The 21,352-nt window shown below is 58.2% G+C and carries 19 protein-coding genes; 3 read left to right on the top strand and 16 right to left on the bottom strand.

Annotation, left to right across the window (positions count from 1 at the left end; genetic code table 11):
- The 6 genes from IIC71_07345 to IIC71_07320 all read right to left on the bottom strand — a co-directional run.
- The coding region (locus tag IIC71_07345; GenBank protein ID MCH7668999.1) for a tetratricopeptide repeat protein at window positions 1–1,991 on the bottom strand (1,991 nt) is incomplete at its 3' end.
- Window positions 1,988–3,205 (bottom strand): hypothetical protein, encoded by a 1,218-nt coding sequence (locus tag IIC71_07340; GenBank protein ID MCH7668998.1) that lies wholly within the window; start codon window positions 3,203–3,205, stop codon window positions 1,988–1,990. The genes IIC71_07340 and IIC71_07345, both read right to left, overlap by 4 nt.
- Before the next feature lie 350 nt (window positions 3,206–3,555).
- Window positions 3,556–5,091 carry a multicopper oxidase domain-containing protein gene (locus IIC71_07335; GenBank protein ID MCH7668997.1) on the bottom strand — a complete coding sequence of 512 codons (1,536 nt, stop codon included), beginning with the start codon at window positions 5,089–5,091 and terminating at the stop codon, window positions 3,556–3,558.
- A 478-nt stretch (window positions 5,092–5,569) separates the two neighbouring features.
- Window positions 5,570–5,968, bottom strand: a complete 399-nt coding sequence (locus IIC71_07330; GenBank protein MCH7668996.1) for a hypothetical protein — start codon at window positions 5,966–5,968, stop codon at window positions 5,570–5,572.
- A gap of 19 nt (window positions 5,969–5,987) precedes the next feature.
- A complete protein-coding gene (locus IIC71_07325) occupies window positions 5,988–6,365 on the bottom strand; it encodes a hypothetical protein (protein MCH7668995.1) in 378 nt (125 codons plus the stop codon).
- 505 nt (window positions 6,366–6,870) lie between these two features.
- On the bottom strand, window positions 6,871–7,560 hold the full coding sequence (locus IIC71_07320; GenBank protein MCH7668994.1) for a response regulator transcription factor: 690 nt from the start codon (window positions 7,558–7,560) through the stop codon (window positions 6,871–6,873).
- A 103-nt stretch (window positions 7,561–7,663) separates the two neighbouring features.
- Here IIC71_07320 and IIC71_07315 point away from each other — a divergent pair, with 103 nt between their 5' ends.
- Window positions 7,664–8,779: a GAF domain-containing sensor histidine kinase gene (locus tag IIC71_07315; GenBank protein ID MCH7668993.1), complete on the top strand. Its 1,116-nt coding sequence runs from the start codon at window positions 7,664–7,666 to the stop codon at window positions 8,777–8,779.
- A gap of 47 nt (window positions 8,780–8,826) precedes the next feature.
- On the opposite strand, the gene IIC71_07310 is transcribed toward IIC71_07315, so the two are convergent.
- From IIC71_07310 to paaA, 6 genes are read right to left on the bottom strand one after another with little or no spacing between them, the layout of a single operon-like run.
- Window positions 8,827–9,405 carry a TetR family transcriptional regulator gene (locus IIC71_07310; GenBank protein ID MCH7668992.1) on the bottom strand — a complete coding sequence of 193 codons (579 nt, stop codon included), beginning with the start codon at window positions 9,403–9,405 and terminating at the stop codon, window positions 8,827–8,829.
- Window positions 9,402–10,472, bottom strand: coding sequence for a 2Fe-2S iron-sulfur cluster binding domain-containing protein (locus IIC71_07305; GenBank protein ID MCH7668991.1), 1,071 nt, complete (start codon window positions 10,470–10,472; stop codon window positions 9,402–9,404). The genes IIC71_07310 and IIC71_07305 overlap by 4 nt, the downstream gene beginning before the upstream one ends.
- Window positions 10,472–10,948 carry a phenylacetate-CoA oxygenase subunit PaaJ gene (gene paaJ / locus IIC71_07300; protein MCH7668990.1) on the bottom strand — a complete coding sequence of 159 codons (477 nt, stop codon included), beginning with the start codon at window positions 10,946–10,948 and terminating at the stop codon, window positions 10,472–10,474. The genes IIC71_07305 and paaJ overlap by 1 nt, the downstream gene beginning before the upstream one ends.
- A complete protein-coding gene (paaC, locus tag IIC71_07295) occupies window positions 10,948–11,715 on the bottom strand; it encodes a phenylacetate-CoA oxygenase subunit PaaC (GenBank protein ID MCH7668989.1) in 768 nt (255 codons plus the stop codon). The genes paaJ and paaC overlap by 1 nt, the downstream gene beginning before the upstream one ends.
- Window positions 11,712–12,050, bottom strand: a complete 339-nt coding sequence (gene paaB, locus IIC71_07290; protein MCH7668988.1) for a 1,2-phenylacetyl-CoA epoxidase subunit B — start codon at window positions 12,048–12,050, stop codon at window positions 11,712–11,714. The genes paaC and paaB overlap by 4 nt, the downstream gene beginning before the upstream one ends.
- 16 nt (window positions 12,051–12,066) lie before the next feature.
- Window positions 12,067–13,011: a 1,2-phenylacetyl-CoA epoxidase subunit A gene (gene paaA, locus IIC71_07285; GenBank protein MCH7668987.1), complete on the bottom strand. Its 945-nt coding sequence runs from the start codon at window positions 13,009–13,011 to the stop codon at window positions 12,067–12,069.
- A 127-nt stretch (window positions 13,012–13,138) separates the two neighbouring features.
- On the opposite strand from paaA, the gene IIC71_07280 reads away from it, so the two are divergent.
- Window positions 13,139–15,319, top strand: a complete 2,181-nt coding sequence (locus IIC71_07280) for a 4Fe-4S dicluster domain-containing protein (protein ID MCH7668986.1) — start codon at window positions 13,139–13,141, stop codon at window positions 15,317–15,319.
- A gap of 203 nt (window positions 15,320–15,522) precedes the next feature.
- Window positions 15,523–16,107 (top strand): hypothetical protein, encoded by a 585-nt coding sequence (locus IIC71_07275; protein ID MCH7668985.1) that lies wholly within the window; start codon window positions 15,523–15,525, stop codon window positions 16,105–16,107.
- A 103-nt stretch (window positions 16,108–16,210) separates the two neighbouring features.
- Here the strand turns inward: IIC71_07275 and IIC71_07270 are convergent, their stop codons facing one another.
- From IIC71_07270 to IIC71_07255, 4 genes are all read right to left on the bottom strand, one after another.
- Entirely contained in the window at window positions 16,211–17,059 is an 849-nt protein-coding gene (locus tag IIC71_07270) for a carbohydrate ABC transporter permease (protein ID MCH7668984.1), read from the bottom strand.
- Window positions 17,060–17,126: 67 nt separating this feature from the next.
- Window positions 17,127–18,437 (bottom strand): sugar ABC transporter permease, encoded by a 1,311-nt coding sequence (locus IIC71_07265; protein ID MCH7668983.1) that lies wholly within the window; start codon window positions 18,435–18,437, stop codon window positions 17,127–17,129.
- Between the two features lie 90 nt (window positions 18,438–18,527).
- On the bottom strand, window positions 18,528–19,703 hold the full coding sequence (locus IIC71_07260) for an extracellular solute-binding protein (protein MCH7668982.1): 1,176 nt from the start codon (window positions 19,701–19,703) through the stop codon (window positions 18,528–18,530).
- Between the two features lie 199 nt (window positions 19,704–19,902).
- Window positions 19,903–21,351, bottom strand: a complete 1,449-nt coding sequence (locus tag IIC71_07255) for an aldehyde dehydrogenase (protein MCH7668981.1) — start codon at window positions 21,349–21,351, stop codon at window positions 19,903–19,905.
- Window position 21,352 lies beyond the last annotated feature (1 nt).

Genomic DNA, 21,352 nt, shown 5'->3' with positions numbered 1-21,352 from the left:
ATTGCTTCATCAACCTGCCCCGACCTGCCCAGTAGGGATGCGATGTTGTTGCGGGTGGTGAGGGTGTCGGGGTGGTCCGGTCCCAGGACACGTTGGCGGTCTTTTAGCAATGTGGTGAATTGTTTGATTGCTTCATCAACCTGCCCCGATTCCCCCAGCCAAGATGCGATGTTGCTGCGGGTGGTGAGGGTGTCGGGGTGGTCCGGTCCCAGGACACGTTGGCGGTCTTCTAGCAATGTGGTGAATTGTTTGATTGCTTCATCAACCTGCCCCGACCTGCCCAGTAGGGATGCGATGCTGCTGCGGGCGTCGAGGGTGTCGGGGTGGCGCCGACCCAGCACACGGCCGCAATCAAGGATCGCCGATTCTGCTGCCTTGAAATCGCCAGTCGCGCATGCCCACAATGCGGTAAGCGCGAATCCGGCGGGCGTAGATCCAACAATATTCAAGGCCGCTTCCATCCACCTGTCTACCGTGTCGTCTGCGGAGTCTCGAAACGGAGTCCGGGAATCTCCGAACGCGCCTAGTGCGGCTCGATGGACGAACACTCTGGTCTTACCGATTGCTTGCTCATCAGTCGGATCGTCGCCGAGGTGGTCCTCAGCAGCACGCCGCACCGCCGACGGTAAGTTGAGTAGCGGTTCGGGATTGCCTTGGCTGAGTGCCGCGAGGGCCTCGTCGAGTTCTTCGAGTTGGCTTAGGCGTGGGACGTCGGCGGAAAATGGAAGACCCCGAAACTGGCGAACTAATGTCGTTGCCGCATCGCCCTGCCCAGCAAGTAAGAGGTACCCACTGATCGTTTCGTTTCGCGAGCCTGGGAATACGCCGATTTCGTCGGGGTCGAACCAGAGTTTGATGAAGTCAACGACGAGCTTTATGGGCTCGCCACGCGATTCTTTGAATTGGAAGATTATTCGAGCAAGAGGTTCAGCGAGTTCGTAGTAGGTTCGGCGCCCATCGATGAGCTGTGTGAGGTTTGTGTCGCATGGCTGAACCCAACCTTTTGACTTGTGGAGCAGATTTACAGCCTTGCTGACCGTCTGGCTCGTGTCCTCCAGTTCACGGGCGAGCGAATCGATGGTGAGGGGCCGATCAGCCTGGGCGAGCGTTCCCACAATTCGGCGTTGCAGCGGTGACAGGCGGGCGAGTTGCTCCTGGTAGTAGGGCGTCAGTTCGTCAAACTGGGTGAGCAGCGTGTTGACGAGTTCGTCGAGGTCGGCGGGTGTCAACGTTTGGCCGAAAGTGGCCCACATACGCGGTTGTCCGCCCGCCAGGTGTTCGATCGCTCTTAGACGAGCGATCCCTGTCTCGGTGCGAACAAAGTCGGCGGTCGCCGTCTGGCCGGACGCCTCAGCAATCGCAGTGAGCATCTCGCTCGCGGTGTGTTCGTCAAATGGCGCAAGGTTGCTGGTTGTAAAGAACCCGAAGAACGGACTGTCCTGGCGGGTTAAATCTCGGGAGAGGGTCGTCGTACTCGCGACGATAAGCAGCGATTCGGTCGTTTGCAGATAGTGGCGAAATCTTTGTTGTCCCAAGTCGCCCATGGTGTCGAGAATCTGGTCGATGTTCTCCACAAACACCACGATGGTGCCAGCGTCCACTGCCCGTCTGGTAAGCCATGCTTCGGTTGTCTCGTAGTTCTTGCCTCGGAATGATTGCTCCTCGGAACCGGAAGATCGCAGGAGTCCTTGAGCGATCTGACGTAGGAATTCGGTGTAACTGTGAATCGTCAGAGGGTCTTCGGGTAGCCAGGAGCGCTGTAGCGATCGCGATTCGTCGGTGACGAGATCGCCTATGCGGTAGTAGGCGAGTGCGATGAGATGCGACTTCCCCGATCCCCGACGGCCAACAAGCAGAGTGTGGTTTCGTTCGTCGCTTGAAGCTGCGCCGCTGGCACGGTCGACGATGTCTTGGAGTATTCGTTCCCTGTCCGAGCCGACAAAGAGGTCTTCGAGGACTTGGTGGGAAAGTATCGAAGGGTTGTACTTCACGTCACGAGTCCTCGTCGGTTGATCCAGATCCGCCTGAACACGTCGTATCGCCAGACCAAGGTCCCCTCGATTCGGACGAGGTAGTGATCGTCGATCAGCATGTTTATCAATGCTTCCGCGTCCGAGTTGCTGGCAGAGTCTGCTTTCCCTCTGATCAGGTCTCTCGCATCAGCGATTGATAAAGGCCCAGCAATGGAGGTGGTATCAAGTAACGCCGTGGTAGTGCCCAACAGCTGGGAGGGGTAGTAGACATCGAGCCGTTCGAGGATGTGGTCGATCACGCGGCTCTCGTCACGGTCGTTGAGGTACGTTTCGAACGCTCGGGTGACTTCTAAGATAGTTACCGGGCCGACGTCGCCGCCAGACCTTATCGTGTGAAACAACGCGTGGATGAAGAACGGGACACCGCCCGTGGCCTTTGCGACCTCAGCGATGGCTTCGGTGTCGATTGCACGATTGATGCCGAGGGCAAGGCATCGCGCCAAGAATTCAGCATGATCCGATTTAAGGGGTCCCAGTGTTACGTTCTGGAGATCACCAATCACTACCACGGTTGTGTCAGTGCATTCTTTCAAGACATGGTGGAACCCAATGGAACCTGTAATCAGCCATCTGATCTTGTCGAACGCCTGACGAAGGTTGCGCAGTTCCTGTAGGAGGTGTGCTGCCTCGTCGGGACCGGCGTCTGAACCTCTTGCGATGTTGCGCACGGCGATTGGCACTTCGTCAAGAACGAGAATCAAGAGTTCGCCATCTCCGAGCGATTCGTGAATGGGCGCCAAGACATCTCGGAGTAGCTCGATCGGTCGGCGGTCCCGCTGTGTGTTCTTGATCTTGAGTCCAACACCGAACTGCCCAGCCGTCACCTCGGTCCCATCGAAGAGGCGTGCGGCCGCCTCTGTCGCCTTGGCCCAGAGCGTTCTTTCTGAGGCGAGCCCCTTGACTGTGTGCAGCAAGAACTGAGTCGGTGTTTCAACCCCCTCGTAGTCGATCAACAGTGCTGTTAAGTTGTCTCCAGGTTCGTTCACCAGACGGCGTACTGTTGTCGTCTTGCCCAACCGACGGGGATCGCTGCACACGAGATTGTTGCCATCACGCATCAGCTTGAGGGCGTTGATGATCCAATCGTCTCGACCGATGGTGTCGCCGATAGCGATCTTTGAGCCCACGACAGGCCTAATCGCCCACGGTTCCGAAATATGTACGTCGTCCATGACGTAAGAATACACGTTATCTGTGACGTATACAAGGGGTTTGTTGTTAGAACCCCAAAAAGTTCCAAGTCACCCGTGGACGGCGGCTGGAAACCTCGGAGTTTGCGCCCGGGCTATTTGGTCGGGTAGAGGCCTTTGAGGATGAATGTCCAGATCTTGTCGACGAGTTTCTTGCGGGCTTGCTGCCTCTGCGGTACGAAGGGAGCGGTTGAGCCCGTCTTTGAGGATGTTCACAACGAACGGTCACAGTCTGCGATCGGCTAAGCCCACATTTGAGGAATCGCCGGTGTCGATGCACACTGGTTGACGAACGTTGTACACGCAGCCTTGCGCCGACAGGCATTGTTGGGCTATTCAGTAACAGTCACCGTGCCGATCATCCACGGGTGCGGTAAGCAAAAGTAGGAGAATTCGCCGACGTCTGTGAAGGTGTGGCTGAACGTGTCACCGAGGTTCAAGAAACCAGAGTCGAAACGCCCGTCGCTTGACCCGGTGGATCCGTCGGATGTGCCCGACGTTACGGTGTGGGGGATGGCGTCGTCATTGGTCCAGCGGATGGTGGTGCCTACCTTCACTGTCACATGCAGGGGGTTGTAGGCATTGTCGGCGTTGTTCGGATCGAACGCCCCTTCGAGGATGGCAACCTCGGTCCCGGCAGGGTTCGCATCGTCTGCACTATCCGAGTCATCGTTTGTCGTTTCTGCGTCAGGCTGGAGCACTCCGAAGAGCTCTGGCGTAGCGTCTCCGGTGATCTCGATCGTGCCTATGGCTCCTTTGTAGAACGTGCGGGCCAACGCATGGTCGACGAGGATGATCGTTGACGGGACCAGTGCGTCGATTTCTACGACCGTCGCACCTCCAGCCGGGACGAGGGTTGTTTGGGACCCGCGAATCACGTTGTTGGCAGAGTGAGTTGCCGCCTCGGGGTACACAAGATCCCATTGGGAACCGATTGGGTGGAAGTTGCTGTCGAGATTCAAGCCCTCGTTAACGAAGTAGATCCGAGCGCGTTCCCCGACATTCATCCTTAGAGTGTTGGCACCAACCAACGAATCAGTGCGTCCGTTGAAAGTGATGATCCGCGGCTCCTCGTTGAACACCGCGTCTCGATCGTACGGCGCCACACCCTGTGCGTCAGCCTCGCCTACGTACCATTCGCTTTGCACGATGGCCCACTCGTTGTCGACCTCAGGAAGGGGATTTTCCGGGTCCACGATGAACATGCCGTACATGCCGTGAGCGATGTGTGACGGTACGTCACCGAACGCACAGTGGTACATGAACGCACCCGGGTACAACAGGCGGATTTGGATGGTGGCGGTTTCCCCGGGATTCACCGTCAAACCCGCTGCACCGCCTCCCTGGCCGGTGACCGCATGGAAATCGATGTTGTGTGGGCGCGTGTTCTCCGCCAGGTTTGTCAACGTGATGTTGACGACGTCCCCAACCCTGCCTCGCAGAACAGGTCCGGGTGATCCGCAGGTGACTTCGTCGTCGCCGGCGATCCGGAACCCCCACATCTCCGTCGTGATGTTGTTCGCTGGATCGAGCGGGCAAACCCCTTCGATCGACTCGATGTGAACGTCGTATATGCGCTGATCTGACCGCGTGATAGGTGCGGGAACATCCGGTGCGTATGAGACGTGTTGTTCGCTGTCAAGAGCGACCTTGAGCTCACTGATCGGTGTCAGATCGGGACGGATCGACTGATCGACCGGCCAACCCTGTCGAACGTCAGATCCGGCGACCCCTTCTTCGGCAAGGATCTCGCGTACATCTGCTGACGAGATGCTGCCATTCTGTACGACCAACGATGCGGCCAACATCGCAATCACGGCAAACAGGAGCGCTGCCTGCCCTATCTTGTACCAGAATCGGTCATCCACGATATTGCCTCTCGGTTGTTTCGAACGTTACCGCATGCCGAAGCTGCGTGTGTGCCGACGACGCATTCCCTGGTGTTCCGTCTCGGATCCCCTTGCATCGTCACAGGAGAACCGTATCGAAAGTGACCAGCGAGTACTAGAGTCGTTCGGCCTATTGGTGGGGCCAAGCGACCTCCCCGCGGCCACCAGATCGCAAGTGCGACATCCCCACTGCACCGCTGGATCGTGGGCTGCGGGACAGTGGTCATGGCGATGTCCCGCCGGGCTGAACTCTTAGCGAGCCTGCGCCCTGTCACGACCGAGGTGACGACGCCCGCGATCACAACGATCGTGAAAGCAGTTGTGGGACCTCGTGGCACCCCCCAGATCAGCGATGCGAGCCGATTAGCGATCAGCCATGTGATCTGGAGCGTGATAAGGCCGACGCCGATCCCGACCACCCAAGCGGCAACGAGATCGGCACGGCTTTGTGTACCCATTAGCTGTGGAACAGTTCAAAGAACGGTGGGAACGTCCCGACGCCGCCGAGGACGCCAAGCCACAGTCCCCGGTAGGAAAAGACCTTGAGATTCAGATCTTTCTCCTTCCATATCCTGTTGAGAACAGCCCAGCTTACGAGCCAGACAATCACCGCAATGGTGGTCTTTCCCGCTAGCGGCCCGACACCCCGGCCCCATTGCCACCACCTCAAGAAGTCCTTAACGGGCCCGCTCATCACCGCGAGCGTGGTAAGGAAACCGAGTGTGAAGATCCCGAGACCGGCTGAGAGCATTGCCGCAGCAGCGGGTCCGTCCGGCTTGTCGGGGAGATTGAGGGCAGCTAGTTCCGGTGCAATAGCCTGATCGTTGTGCCGATTCGATACTGTATCTGTGTTCATAATGTCGCTCCTTTCGCAGCTAGACGATCGGGGCGATCTTGTTGAGGAACGCACCAAAGGCGCCACCCACGACAGCCGCCGCAAACGCGGCTACAAACATGACGATCACTGCGGTCCTCAACCACGGGCGCGCGATGAGACGCGGTCCGTAGTAGACGATGAGGAACGCTGAAGCGGTCGCCAGGATTGGCGCCGCCCACGATACGTGTTCTTTCCATTCCATCCCGAAGGCGTGCCACGTTTCCGTGTTACCGCTCACGTTGGACTTCAAGAAGTCCCGCGGCGAGCGTGTCACGTTTGGCAGGATCGCGTCCGCACATCCTGCGTAGGCGTTTTCACCAACAGGAGCTAGCTTGACCCGATACCATGGATACACGATCCAGGTCCCGCTAATCACGGCTCCCCAAGGGCGGCCGGAGCCATTACCCAGGCGCCAATGTACAGCCGTCTCATTCGCTCTCTTATGCCCCCGGTGGTCAAAAGACCCGGCCGCAGACTCCACAACCCGGCGAGGCTGCCTGCGAAGGCACAAGAAAGAGCCTACCCAAGATCAGGTCGTGAATGACGGTCCAGATCTCTCTACCGGACAATTCCACATCCAACTTCTTTGTCGCTCTAACCCATGATATTGACGTCAAGACCCCGCCCTGTAGGGCCTATTGGCAGGTTTGTTGGGATCGAAATGTACGTTCAGTAGGGCCGAAACACTAGGGTCACATGGACACGCGAGACGTGAGTTCTGATAAACGAGAGCCGTGGGCGTTGTGCCGGATCCGGTATTAGCGAGGCGTGGATACGTTTCGCTACGGTTCGGTTATGGCGGCTGCCTTTGGTGGTTCGTCGGGGCTGATCGTCAGGACATTCGTGGTCATTACATCAAGTACTTGCATCGGGTTCTCCTTCTAGGGCTGTTCTTCGTCCCATGTTTCAGCGGGGTAGCGAACTCGTGATCCCACAGAGAGGCGGGCAGCGTATGCTGCTGCCTCGCTGCGACGGCTCATCTCAAGTTTGGAGAGCATGTTTGACACATAGTTCTTGACCGTTTTTTCAGCGAGGAACATCTGTTTGGCGATCTGCTTGTTCGTCATCCCCGCAGCGATAAGATCGAGGGTGCGTCGTTCCTGAGGCGAAAGGCGTTCCAGCAGCGGGTCGGAGTTACCTCCACGAATTCTTGTGAATAGCTGCTCGGTCATTATTGGGTCGAGGAGAGACTCTCCTGCAGCAACACGCTGGATACTCTCCGCTAACTCATCAGCACGGATCCGTTTCAGAACGTACCCGGAAGCCCCGGCTTGGATCGCGCCGACGAGCGCCTCTTCATCCGCGTAGGAGGTCAGTATCAGTACTTTGACGTCGGGCCATCTCTTGCGGATTTCTCGGCAGGCATCGATGCCTGATCCGTCGGGCAACCGGACGTCCATTACGACAACGTCGGGGGAGTCGTAACCCACTCGGCGGATCGCTTCAACGACTGAACCCGCCTCGGACACAACCTCGAATCCGTCCGCCGCTTCGAGAAGTGCGCGTAGTCCTTTGCGCACAACCTCATGGTCATCTACAAGTAGCACCCGTACTGGCGGTTTGTCTGTCATGGGTTCAGGCTACTCCCTGCGCTACCAAATCCCACAGGGCCAAACGCCCCTAGGACAAACCCCCAACAAATCAGCTCACGAACACGCCGGGTATGCTGTACCCATGGCACAGGAGGTCCTCCGTCAGGAAAAGTTTTTCAACCTCGTCAGGGGCGCCGCGGCCGCGGTATCACAAACTGATCTTACGGAGCTTTTACGCCAGGTCATCGAAACAGGGATGCGGGTTTCGGGTGCGAAGTACGGTGCCCTCGGTGTCATCGGACGCGACGGGGCGCTCATTGAGTTCCTCCAAATCGGGGTGAGTCCCGAGGTAGCCGACAAGATCGGGAAACCCCCATCCGGGGTGGGGGTCCTGGGAACCATTACGCGCACCGCGAAAACAGTCAGGATTGACAACATCGGCGAGCATCCGGACAGCTCTGGTTGGCCCGCTGACCATCCTCGCATGCAAGCGTTCCTCGGTGTACCAATCCGTGCCGGCAGCCAAGTCTTCGGGAACCTGTACCTCACCGAGAAGGACGGCGGCTTCACCGAAGAAGACCAAGTACTTGTTGAGGGACTCGCCGTCATCGCGGGATCCGCCGTCAACACATCACGCATGCAACGACGCGTCCGTCACCTCGCCCTCATCGAAGATCGCGAGCGGATCGCCCGCGACATTCACGACTCAATAATCCAAGAAATATTCGGTGTCGGATTGACCCTCCAAGCACAATCGCAGAGGATCAACAGCCCCGAAATCCGAAACTCAATCACTGAGTCCGTCGAACGCCTTGATGGCACCATAAACGAGCTGCGCAGAATGATATTCAACCTCAACCCACCAACATCATCAAGCCGCGACTTCCGGTTTGAAGTGAACCGTCTCGTCGACGAGGTAACAAACGCGAGCCGGGTGACAACATCGGTCACTATGGGACCATCGATCGCCGACGTCCCATCCGGGCTCATTGATGACGCGCTTCACCTCATTCGCGAATCCGTCACCAACGCCGTACGCCACGCATCCGCCGACAGGATCGACGTGTCAGTGGATCTCTCGCCCGAAGAACTCACACTCACAATCGTCGACACCGGCCACGGCTTCGACCCGCTGGCCCCCACAACCGGGAACGGTCTCGCCAACCTCAAAACCCGCTGCGAACGTGCAGGAGGAGAAACATTCGTCATCTCCGAACCCGGCGTCGGCACCACCGTACGCCTACTACTCCCCGTATAAAACCCGCAGGCACCTACCACGAAACCCTGGTCCAACCCAGCCCCGGGTTAGCTGATTGGGTAGAGGCCTTTGAGGATGAATGTCCAGATCTCGTCGACGAGTTTCTTGCGGGACATGCGGCCGCTCTCGGAGTACCAGCGGTCGATGGCGTTGAGAATTGAGAGAGTGAAGATGGTGGCGACCCTGACGTCGAGGTCGGGGCGCAGACTGCCGTCGGCCACCCCGGCCTTGATGACCGATGTGAAGACTGCCTCATATTGATTCCGGGCGTCGAGCACCCGCTGGCGGGCATCATCGTCGAGCGCCGTTGCTTCGTACAGATAGGTGCGGACTTCGTCGCGGTGGTCGAGCACGACGTCTACGTGTCCCGCTATCAGACTGTGCAAACGATCCGCAGCGGTCCCTTCCATTGACCCCGCAGCATCGGCGGAAGCTTGGAAGAACGCGGCACCACGCTCGACTACCTCGACCAGCAGTTGCTGTTTGCTCTCGACGTGGGTGTATAGAGAAGACCCGAGCAGACCAAGCTCGCGACCAAGGTCGCGCATCGACGTGCCGTGGTATCCGTACTCAGCGAACAATCTGCCGGCGGCGCGAACAACGTCTTCGCGGGTGTTCCTCTTCATATGTCGTAGCTCAGCTTGAGGCTTGTCAAGACCGGATGCGACTGGCAGGTGAGGATCTGACCGGCGTCGACCTCGTCCTGGGTCAGCGCCCAGTTGTGGTCCATGACAACTTCGCCCTCAATGACGACAGCGCGGCACGATGCACAGGCGCCGTTGCGACACGAAAACGGTGCATCCGTACGGGCCGAAAGGACATAGTCGAGGATTGGTGCACCATCCGGAGGGACAACCACGGTTGACACACGGCCAGCCAGCTCGAATTCGACGACGACACCATCAGCATCGTCGGCGACCGGTTGCGGGGGTGTTATGGCATCACGATCTGTGAAGAACAGCTCGGTGTTGATATTGGTTTCTTCGACACCTCGCGATGTAAGGAACTCGGTGGCGTCGTCGACCATACCCGCGGGACCGCACAGGTAGAACGCATTGACCGAACCGATGTCGACCACCGTTGAGAACACGTCTTTGAGTTTCGCTCCATCGATCCGGCCTTCAAATAGGGGAATCGCATTCGGCTCTCGGCTAAGGATGTGCAGCAGCGAGAACCGCGACGGGAACCGATCCTTGAGGGCTCCCAGTTCTTCGAGAAACATGATCGACCGTCCGTCACGGTTGCCAAACAGCAACGTGAACCTGCTCGCGGGCTCGCTTTCGAGCGTCGTCGAGATCATCGACATGACGGGGGTTATGCCCGATCCGGCGGCTATCGCGAGATAGTGACGTGCAGTTTCCGGGTCGGTGTGGAGCAAGAAATCACCGGTCGGGAGCGTCACCGCCAAGGTGTCGCCGGCAGCGAGCTGCGTGTTGACGTATGTGGAGAACGCGCCATCCTCAAGCCGTTTGACCGCTACCTGGAGTTCTCCCGATCCAGCGCTTGTACAGATCGAGTAGGACCGCCGAACATCCACCCCATCAATGTCGGCGCGTAGGATCAGGTGCTGGCCGGCAACGAAGGCATACGCCGACTTCAGGTTGTCGGGAACAGTGAAGGTCAACAACACAGACTCGTCGGTGAGTGGCTCGACGGACGCGACTTGCAACGTATGGAACTCTGCTGCGGGCATCAAATCGCCTTGAAATAGTCGAACGGTTCGAGGCAACTGCTGCACACCATCAGGGCCTTGCACGCCGTCGAACCAAACACCGAGATCGTCTTTGTGCGACCCGACGCACACTGTGGGCAGAGGACCGACGGCGATTCACCACCCGTTTCGGTTGGGGGAGCGATACCAAAGTTCTTGAGTTTCTCTTTGGCGGTTTCGGTCATCCAATCGGTTGTCCACGCCGGCTGAAACACCGTGCGCACGGTCACGCGCTCGACCCCGGCGTTGGCAAGCGCCGACTCGATATCCTCGACGATCGTGCTCATGGCCGGGCACCCGCTGTATGTAGGTGTGATGGTTACGACAACAGACCCGTGATCGTCGATCTTGACGCCGCGGAGGATGCCAAGGTCTGCAATGGTGAGGACCGGTATCTCTGGGTCGACTACGTCGTCGAGCAGCCTGCGGATAGATTCGATACTGAACGTGTCGGTCATCACCACTGCAACCCCGGATGTGTCCTCTGCATCCACTGCATTTCGGCCAGCATGTGCCCGAGATACTCTGTGTGGATCCCGTTTCGGCCTCCGGTTGCTTGGTACGGATCCTGCGGTCGGTCGAGGGTCGCTTCGGTCAGAACCGCGTCCACTCTGGTGTCCCAGCGCGCCTTCATTGCGATCTGATCGGCTCCGATTCCTGCGGCAACCATGTCGTCAACGAGTGTGTCGTTTTCGAACAGCTCACCGGTGAACCGCCACATTGCATCGATGGCAGCCTGCATACGGGCATGGCTGTCATCGGTGCCGTCACCAAGCCGGATCACCCATCCTGAGGCATGCCGCACATGGTACGTGGCCTCCTTGAGTGCTTTTTGAGCAATGCCGGCAAGGGTCTCATCGGTCGACTCTGAGAGACACTCCCACAGCAGAACCTGGTATTGCGCAAAGAAGAACTGGCGCGCCATCACTTCACCAAAATCGTTGTGCGGTTGCTCTACAAGGAGCGTGTTCGAGAACTCCCGTTCGGACCTGAGGAACGCCAAGTCATCTCCCGTGATGTCGTCGTCGGACAGTGTTGCGGCGTACCCGTACAGATGCATGGCCACGCCGATGTGGTCGAGCGAGAGATTTCCGATTGCGAGATCTTCCTCAAGTTCCGGGGCGCGCGTGACGTATTCGGCAAGCCGCTGACCCATCACGAGGTTGTCGTCAGCGTGGCGGAGAATGTACGCAACGAGAGGGTGTGTGGTCGTGGTTGTTTTCACATCTGACCAACTTCTGAGGGGATGTCGTAGAACGTTGGATGACGGTACGGCCGATCTTCCATCGGTTCGAAAAACGACTCGGCGTCATCAGATGCGTGGATCTCGGTTGAGGGAACGACCCAGATGCTGACACCTTCGGCGCGGCGGGTGTAACTGTCGCGTGCGTTCTGCACTGCAACCTCGGCGTCGGGTGCGTGGAGGGAACCGACATGTGCGTGGTTGAGGCCGCGTTTTGCCCTCACAAACACCTCCCACAGGGGCCAGCCCTGTGCGTCGGTGCCGAACGCTACGTCTTCGGTCTTCTCGCCTGGGATTTCGGGGACATCGTATGACATTGCTGGAATTCCTTTCCTACGCCGACTTCTCGAGACGGCTACGTTGCTTGGCTGCATAGGCGGTTGCGCCCTTGCGCACCCACTCCCCGTCGTCCCACGCCTTCACCTTGTGGGCAATGCGTTCGCGGTTCAGCGGGCCGTTGCCCTTGACTGTGTTCCAGAACTCATCCCAGTCGATCGGGCCGATACTCCAGTGTCCGGTCTCTTCGTCGAACTTAAGGTCGGGGTCAGGGATCGTGCAGCCGAGATACTCGGCTCGGGGGACTGTTTGGTCGATGTAGAGCTGGCGCAACTCGTCGTTCGTCACTCGCTTCACCTTCCACTTCATCGACTGTTCGGTGTTTGGTGAGTCAGCGTCATGGGGTCCGAACATCATCAGTGCGGGCCACCACCATCGGTTGATCGAGTCTTGTAGCATGGCGCGCTGTTCGTCGCTACCGCGGCTCAAGGCCAAGAGAATCGAGTAACCCTGCCGCGCGTGGAAGCTCTCTTCTTTACAGATCTTGACCATTGCACGCGCATACGGACCGTATGAGGTTCGTTGGAGTGCGATCTGGTTCACAATTGCTGCACCGTCAACAAGCCACCCGATCGTCCCCATGTCGGCCCACGAAAGTGTCGGGTAGTTGAAGATGGACGAGTACTTCTGCTTGCCGTCGTGGAGCAGCGTTTGGAGTTGGTCGCGGGACACGCCGAGGGTTTCTGCGGCCGAGTACAGGTAGAGACCGTGCCCGGCTTCGTCCTGGACCTTGGCGATCAACGTCATCTTGCGTTGCAGCGTGGGCGCCCTGGTTATCCAGTTCGCCTCTGGCTGCATGCCTATGATTTCGGAGTGGGCATGCTGTGCAATTTGGCGGATCAGTGTCTTGCGGTATCCGTCGGGCATCCAATCGCGTGGTTCGACTTTGTCGTCTGCATCAATCAGTTCCTGGAAGCGGACCTCTCCAGCCATCGCTTGCATCGGTGTCTCCGTTTCGGGGGTGTGGTTGACAAGAACTATAACGAACGAACGTTCGTTCGTCAACAATGGAAGATAGCAACGGTGTTCGCCATCTAGACTCCGTGGAAAGCCAGAGCATGCGATGCTCATGAGGAGTAGCGGATTGGTCAGTGACACGGAGACGCAGCCCGAGGTAACGAAACGTCGCGTGAAGGCCAGCACCGTGTTGGTGGGGTTGGCGGGGGTGAGTGCGGCAAGCGTGTTGCTGTCAGGATGGATTGGTGCGCTCATCGCGATCCCTGACCACGAGATCGCGCGTCCGATCTTTGGGAACATACCCGCCGTGATGATCGCAACCTTCTACGTTGCTGTCTCGGTGTTCCTTGGGATGACGTTCTACCTGTTTGCACTACGCGCAAAGAACTGGGAACGCGGTGCGTCTGATACCCGCACGCGGCAGTGGAAGCGGCGCATCCACGCTGCCAGCGAGGGGCTTTCAATGAAGACGCTGATGCGTGACCCCGGTGCGGGAATCATGCACGCCGCGATTTACTACGGGTTTGTGGTGTTGTTCATCGGCACGGTCACGCTTGAGATCGATCATCTGTTGCCTACCAGCATCCAATTCCTCAACGGTCGGGTGTACCAGGTCTACTCGCTGATTCTTGACACCGCAGCCGTGGTGTTCCTGGTGGGGGTAGCCATGGCGTATTTGCGCCGCTACGTTGCCAGACCCTGGCGCATACGGTCCAAGACCCGTCCCGAGGATTTCTGGATCCTGACGCTCCTGGCGGCAATTGGTGTGTCAGGTCTCTTGGTCGAGGGTGCCCGCATCCAAGTCATCGGTGTGCCGGATTGGGAGAGCTGGTCGTTTGTTGGGACTGCCATTGCGGGTCTTATCCCGTCGACGGTTGCGTCGGGTTTGCACCAGATCTTTTGGGCAACACATGCTCTCCTGTTCCTGGTGTTTCTCGTCATGCTGCCAACGACGAAGCTCAGACATGCGGTGACTTCCCCAGTGAACATGGCGCTGGGACCGCGGGAGCGGCCCAAGGGAGCTATGCGCGAGATGCCGAATCTCCTTGAGGCTGAGGATATCGAGACTGTGGGTGCTTCGGTCATTGCTGATTTCACGTGGAAACAACTCCTTGACACTGATGCGTGCACCACCTGTGGGCTATGCACCGCGGTGTGCCCGGCCAACATCACTGGCAAGCCGCTCGACCCGCGCGAAATTGTGCTCAAGCTTGGAGAGGTCGCCGCTCGCTCAGGAACTCCAGCCGTGTCTCCGCCCGTGGGTGTCGACGCTGGCATCACCGTGACATCAGACAACGTGTTCGAACGTATCACGTCGGAAGAACTGTGGGCGTGTACGACGTGTCGTGCCTGCGATGAGGTGTGTCCGGTCAACATTGAAATTGTTGACAAGATTCTCGACATGCGCCGATACCTATCGCTGATGGAGGCAGATTTCCCATCCGAATTGGGCAAGGCCTACATCAGCCTTGAGAACCAGTCGAACGTCTACGGAATGAGTCAGGCCACGCGAGGGGACTGGACGGACGAACTCGACTTCGAGGTAAAGGTGCTCGGCGATCCTGGCGTCGAGGCAGAGTATCTGTATTGGGTGGGCTGTGCGGGCAGCTTCGATGATCGCAACCGCAAGACCACAATCTCGACAGCAAAACTGATGCACCGTGCAGGAATCGACTTCGCGATCCTCGGCCCACGCGAACTATGTACCGGTGATCCAGCTCGACGAACCGGAAACGAATACGTGTTTCAGGGCCTTGCGCTGCAAAACATCGAGACTTTGAACGACCTCGGGATCACCAAGCTCATCACACAATGCCCCCATTGTTTCAACACCCTCAAGAACGAATACCCGCAGTTCGGTGGCGAGTACGAAGTGATTCACCACTCCGAGTTGCTGATGAGGCTCGTTGACGAAGGGGTTCTGACACCAAAACACGACTCGTCGAGAACGATCACCTACCACGACCCGTGTTACCTCGGCAGACACAACGACATCTATACAGCCCCGCGCGGTCTAGTGGACATCGTTGGCGGTCGTGTTGAGATGGAGCGCAACGGTACGAACTCGTTCTGTTGTGGCGCTGGTGGTGGCCGTATGTGGATGGAGGAGCAGACCGGCAAGAAGGTCAACATCGAGCGCACCGAAGAGGCTGTCGCGACCGGTGCCGACGTCATCGCAACCGGCTGCCCATTCTGCTTTGTGATGCTTGACGACGGAGTCAAAGAACTCGGGCACGAAGATGTTCAAGTAATCGACATCGCGGTCCTCCTCGATGAACAAACCTCTAGCTAGAAGCCGAATTCGATCAAGGGTCGTCAGCGCGACGTCCACCCGGTTGCTGTTTGGTTGGCACATAGCCGATATGGCGGCCGGGTCCGGTGGGTGACCAGACCGGACGTGGTGGTCGAATATGGACCCCGTATGGCACTCAAGCGCTTCGGTTGTTTCGCCGATACCTGCAACACGAGGATGTTGTTTTATGGAGGCCTTCGACGATGATCTGTGTGACGTGTGGTGGTGAAGGAAGCACCCGTAGGGCCGACAGTGCGTACTGCACGAACTGCTCGACCGATCACGAGTGGGCTTCAATGCTTGACGCGATTCAGGGTGGCGACAGTCCAAGCCCGAAACTCGATTTCGATGCACCAGAAGAGGACGCCGGTGACGCGTCTCGTCAACAGCCAACGGACCCGACAGCTATCGAAGAATCGGAGTCGGACTCCATGCCCGAGCCTGCGCCGACCCTCTCGCCGTTCGCCGAACTTCAGGGGGACGCACAGACCTCGGCTGCGACATCCGAAACACTGGTTGACGATTCGATGTTGCGGGCGATCGAGGAGCTGGCAAAGAGTCATGAGGCAGTTACCGGGGTCGACGAAGTCCGGGCAAGATACGCCGACGACGTGGTAGAAGCGACGGACAGCGAGCTGGATGCATCAGCGCCCACATCGCAGCCCCGTTATGCGACGGAAGAAGCGACTCAGCAGACTCCAGATTCGTTGGCAGCTTCCGTGGACGAGCTGTTGTCTCCGGCCGCAACAACGACGAGCGTCAGCCAAAAAGCGGACCCGTTCGCCTAAAGCAATATTCCCGTGGTATCAACCAGCGGGCCGGCTCAATCGGATATGTCGGTTGGTGTAAATTGAACGTCTTAGCCGCGGAAGATCCGCATCCGACGAGTCGCTATTTGTCCTGGCCGATTGCAAACCCGCTCATAAACGGCTTCTGCATCAGAACGAACACAAACGCGGGTGGGATCGACGCCATCACCGCGGCCAGCATCAGGGGGCCGAAGTTGAGTGAGCCGTCGATGTTTGTGAGTGTCTGCAGCGCAGCCTGAACGACCTGCTTCGACTCATCCCGGATGATAAGACTCGGCCACAAGAACATGTTCCATGTGTAGATGAACTGGATGACGAACAAAGCCGCAATGACGTTCCATGAAAGCGGAATGAGCACTTTGCGCAGGAACTGCAGTGGAGTCGCACCGTCGATTTGCGACGCCTCAAGCAGTTCGGTTGGCATGTTTGCAAAGTGCTGTCGAAACAGAAAGGCGCCAGTCGCCGATGCTAGGAATGGGATGGTCAGCGCTGCCATGGTGTCCTGCCAGCCAAAACCTGCGACAAGGCGGAACATCGCCAGGATCATGACCTCTGTCGGCATCGTCAACGTCACCAGCACGAAGAAAAACACCAGCCATTTGCCTCTGAACTTGAAGTAGACAAATGCCAAACCTGCGAGCAGCGACAGGATTGTCTTCCCCGTTGTGACGAGAACCGCGTGCTGAAGCGAGTTAAGCATCGCGCCACCAAAGTTCCTCTTCACCCACACGGCCTCGAAGTTCTTCGCAAGCGCCGAACCGGGTGTGAACTGGAACGAATAGGTCTCAGCGTTCGTCTGTGTCGCGATCAGGATCGCGTATAGCAGCGGGAATGCAATGACAATGGCCGTGATCGTCAAGCCGAGGTGGTACGGCCACTTTCGACCCCGAAACAACGTCTTGGTTTGTACTCCTGATGCGAGGCCTTGCATCACGAACCTCCGTAACTGACTCGTTCACCACTTGTCTTGAACTGCCACACCGTGATCCCGATGACGGCTACAAACGACATGACGGATTGGGCGGCGCCGCGCCCAGCTCTCCGTTATTGACGCCGACCCGGATGATTTCGTAGATCGCGACCGACGTCTTGCCGGCTGGCGCACCCTTGGTCATAAAGTCGATAGTTCCGTACACCTCAAAGAACGCGTAAGTGAGATTGGTGACCAGCAGAAAGAAGGTGATTGGTGACAGCGCCGGCAGCACGATTTTCGTGAACCTCTTCCACGCTGATGCACCGTCGATCAACGACGCTTCTATCTGATCCGTCGATACGGTCTGGAGGCCTGCGAGGTAGAAGAGAATGTTGTATCCAATGATCTTCCAGCCGCTTGCAATGATCACGGCCAGCTGCGCCAGGATGGCGCTCTCGCGGTAGTTCGGTACGTCTATGCCGAACAGCGTTTCCATGCCGTGTGAGAAGATGCCTGCCGTCGGGTCGAAGATCATAAAGAAGAGCAGACCGGCAACCGCCGGAGAGATTGCGTACGGCCAGATCAGCAGCGTGCGGTAGATGCTGCCACCACGAATATGGCGGAACGCTAGGTAGGCGACTGCGAGTCCACCGATCATCCCCGATGCGACGATGCCAACCGAGATGATGACTGTTGTGAGGTACACAGGACGGTAGGCAACCTGGCCGCCACCGCCGGCTGAGAACATGGCGTACAGCGCCACGAACACTGAAAGCATCGCGACGATAGAAGCGGCATCTGCGCCACGTCGGCTCCAGGTGCGCGGAGTCGAGCGGCGAATCCAGCACCGCGCTGAGTAAATGAACCCAACGGCAAGGAGCGGATAGGCGAGCAACCTGATGGGATCAGTGATTAGGAGCTCGGTGAAGTTTCCGAAACAAACATCAATCGATTTCGGGGCCCCGAGTCGCGTGAGCCGCGAAGACAGTGTGAAAGTTTGGACGGCAGGTGTGTACAAAAACACCGCCAGTATGAGAAGCGTGGGTGACAACAGCAACCAGGGGACCCACCATCCCATGCGGAACCCACCAGTGCGGATCTCGCCGGCCATGGACGAGCCCGATTTGGCGATCCCGTCCGCACGGTCGAATAATGCAAGCATGAGGATCAAGGCAAGCCAACCGCTTCCGACCATCAGACCCCAGGCGAGAAGATGGCCGACGCCCGACGTCTCTTCGATGAAACCGCACTGGCCCATCAGGATGGGAGTGATTGCAGAGCCGACGACTGCGGTCGATGAGCCTATGGCGTAGCGCGCCGGGGTCCGGTTCTTGGTCTTCTTCCAAACAAAGAGTGGACCGACGAACGCCGCGACGATAAGACCAAGTATCAACATGGGGTGTCAGGTGTCATGTAGCTTCCAGTGAGCCGTAAAAACGTTTTGGGGGTGAGGCGGCGCCTCACCCCCAAAACATTGGCTAACCGACTAGTTGCCGAACAGCGGTTCGTATTCGGAGAGCGACTTGTTTGCCTCTTCATTGGCCTGAGCCATACGGGTAGCAACGTCAAGATCGTTCACGAGGATATCCTCGATCGCAATCGTGATGATGTCGCGGATTCCCACGAAGTTGCCGATCAACGCACCAAGCGATGCTGGTGTGTTCTGTGCGGCAGCGAGTTGGTCAGAAGCCACTTTGGCGTTCGGGACCTCGTCATACCAGCCCTGCTCGTTGAGCAGGTCCACAGCATCTTCAGTGATCGGGACATACCCGGTCAACTGGTGCCAAGCTGCGGCGTTGGCGGGGTTCGAGAAGAAGTTCATGAACGCTAAGGCGCCGTCTTGTTTGACCGTGTCCGTGCCGTCGAGCATCCAGATGGTTGCACCACCGATGAGGTTACCGACGTAAGGGACGGCCTCGTTGCGTGGCATGAAGCTGACCTTGAGATCGAAACCGAGCTCGATGGCTTCGTTTGTTGAAATCACCGTGTCAGAGCTTGAGTCAATCATCATGGCGAGTTCACGTGCGAGGTATGCGCTATCAACGCCGCCCCAGTCACGCTGTTGGCCGGTGTAGGTGTAGTAGCCCTTAGCGTGGAGGTCCTTCCACCAACTGAGGTAGTCAATCATGCCATCTGACTCGAGGAAGACTTCGGTCGCACGATCGGAACGGCCGTTGTCGTTGTTCGCAAGCAGTTCACCCTGCTGGCCAAGGCTTTGCTCGACGAACCAGGAGTGGTTTGGCCACGAAATACAACCGCTCGGAGCGTTCGCCATTGCCATGACCTTCTCGCACACGGCGGTGACCTCGGCCCACGTCGTTGGCGGCTCGGTGACCCCAGCGGCGTTGAGCATGTCCATGTTGGACATCAACACGGTGCTGGATGTGTTCCAAGGCATTGAGTAGGACGATCCGTCGACGGTGTAGTAATCGCGTGCAGCGCTTACAACGGAGTCGAGGACGATTGGCTCACCCAGGATCTCGGTACGACCTGCAATTGCTTCCGTGACCGACTTGAACAGCGGGTTGCCGCTGCCGTCTACTGCATCGAGCGCCTGCCGGGTGGCAGCCTCGAAGAAGTGGATCAACGCCGGTGAATCCCCGCTGTCTGCGGAGAGAACCGCGGCATCGAAGACATCGTTGTAAGACGCAAACGAAGTCACTTTGACGTTGTACTCAGGGTGAGCTGAGTTGGACTCTAGCTAGACGGAACTCGTGGTGCGCTGAAAACGTCCCCGATGGATAAAAGACAGGCGAATCTTGCCGCACCGGTGTGGAGACCCGTGCTTTCGCAACCGCTGTTATCGGCTGATGGTCTACGTCGCGGGGAGCGAGAAAGTGGATGACTGCAACGACCGTATGTCAGTTGTCCGCGATGAAAACTGACTTGTACTCGGTGTAGTGGTCGAGGGCAACCATGCCCTGCTCTCGGCCGATGCCGCTGTGCTTCACACCGCCAAACGGTGCCTCTATGTGGACGCTTGAGCTTGTGTTGATCGAAATCATGCCCGTGTCAAACGCTCGCGCGACGCGTAACGCGCGGCCGACGTCGCGTGTCCATATGGATCCAGACAGGCCGTAGTCCGAATTGTTGGCAATCGAAACGGCGTCGGATTCGTCGACGAATGCCATGATTGCGACAACCGGCCCGAACACTTCCTCGCGCATAATCGACATGTCTGGTCGCACGTTGACATACACGGCAGGGGTGAGAAAGTTACCGCCACTGAGATCGCCGCCGAGCCGCTCGCCACCGCAGACACGCACGGCACCTTCGTCTTCCGCGCTCTGCATGTGGTCCTCTACCGAAGTCCGCTGAGACGGGGTTATCAGCGGACCCATGTCTGTGGATTCCTCGGATGTTGCGCCCACGGAAATCTGTTTGGTTGCGTCCGTGAAGGCTGCTACGAAGTCGTCGAACGCTGATCGCTCGACAAGGATTCTGCTTCTGGCACAGCAGTCTTGCCCGGCGTTGTCAAACACAGCCCAAATCGACGACTCCACTGCGTCGGCCATGTCAGCGTCAGCGAACACGATGGACGCTGACTTGCCTCCGAGTTCGAGAGACACCCGTTTGACGTCGTTGGCGGCGTCTCTCATGACCCCGGCACCGACCTCCGTCGACCCTGTAAACGAGATCTTGCGCACATCTGGGTGGGTGACGAGCGCGGATCCCACTGATGATCCCGGCCCGGGCACCACATTGAACACTCCCGGCGGGACACCGGCTTCAATCGCGAGGTCACCGAGCATCAATGCTGTGAGCGGCGTGACACCTGCCGGCTTCGCAACAACCGTGTTGCCCATCGCTAACGCTGGGGCGACCTTCCACGCAAGGATGAGGAGCGGGAAGTTCCACGGGATGATTACACCGACCACCCCAACCGGTTCGCGGAAAGTCATTAGGGTCCCGTTGGCCCGTGATGGGATTGTCTGACCATGGAACTTGTCGACGGCTCCCGCATAGAAGCGGAACGTACGCGCCGCAGCGTCGATTTCTCCGAGGGCAGCGGCGATTGGCTTGCCTGCGTTTCGAGACTCCGCGGCCGCAAACGTGTCGCGGTTGGCAGTGATCCCGTCTGCGATCCGCCCCAGGATGGCACCTCTTTCGGCGGGTGCGATTTTACGCCACGGACCCGATGCGAAGCGATCCTTCGCTACGGCCACCGCGGTTGCAAGATCGTCGCGGTCGCCACGTGCGACGGTGGCCACTGCTGCGCCCGTCGCCGGGTCGTGTACCTCGACCGTTTCTTTTGAGGAACTCTTGACCCGCTCGCCGTCGATCAGCAAGCCTTCAAATGTGTGTGTCATG

It is taken from the genome of Acidobacteriota bacterium, from assembly GCA_022562055.1.
Lineage (GTDB): Bacteria > Actinomycetota > Acidimicrobiia > Spongiisociales > UBA5794 > BMS3BBIN02.
This window is presented reverse-complemented; position numbering and strand designations above follow the sequence as displayed.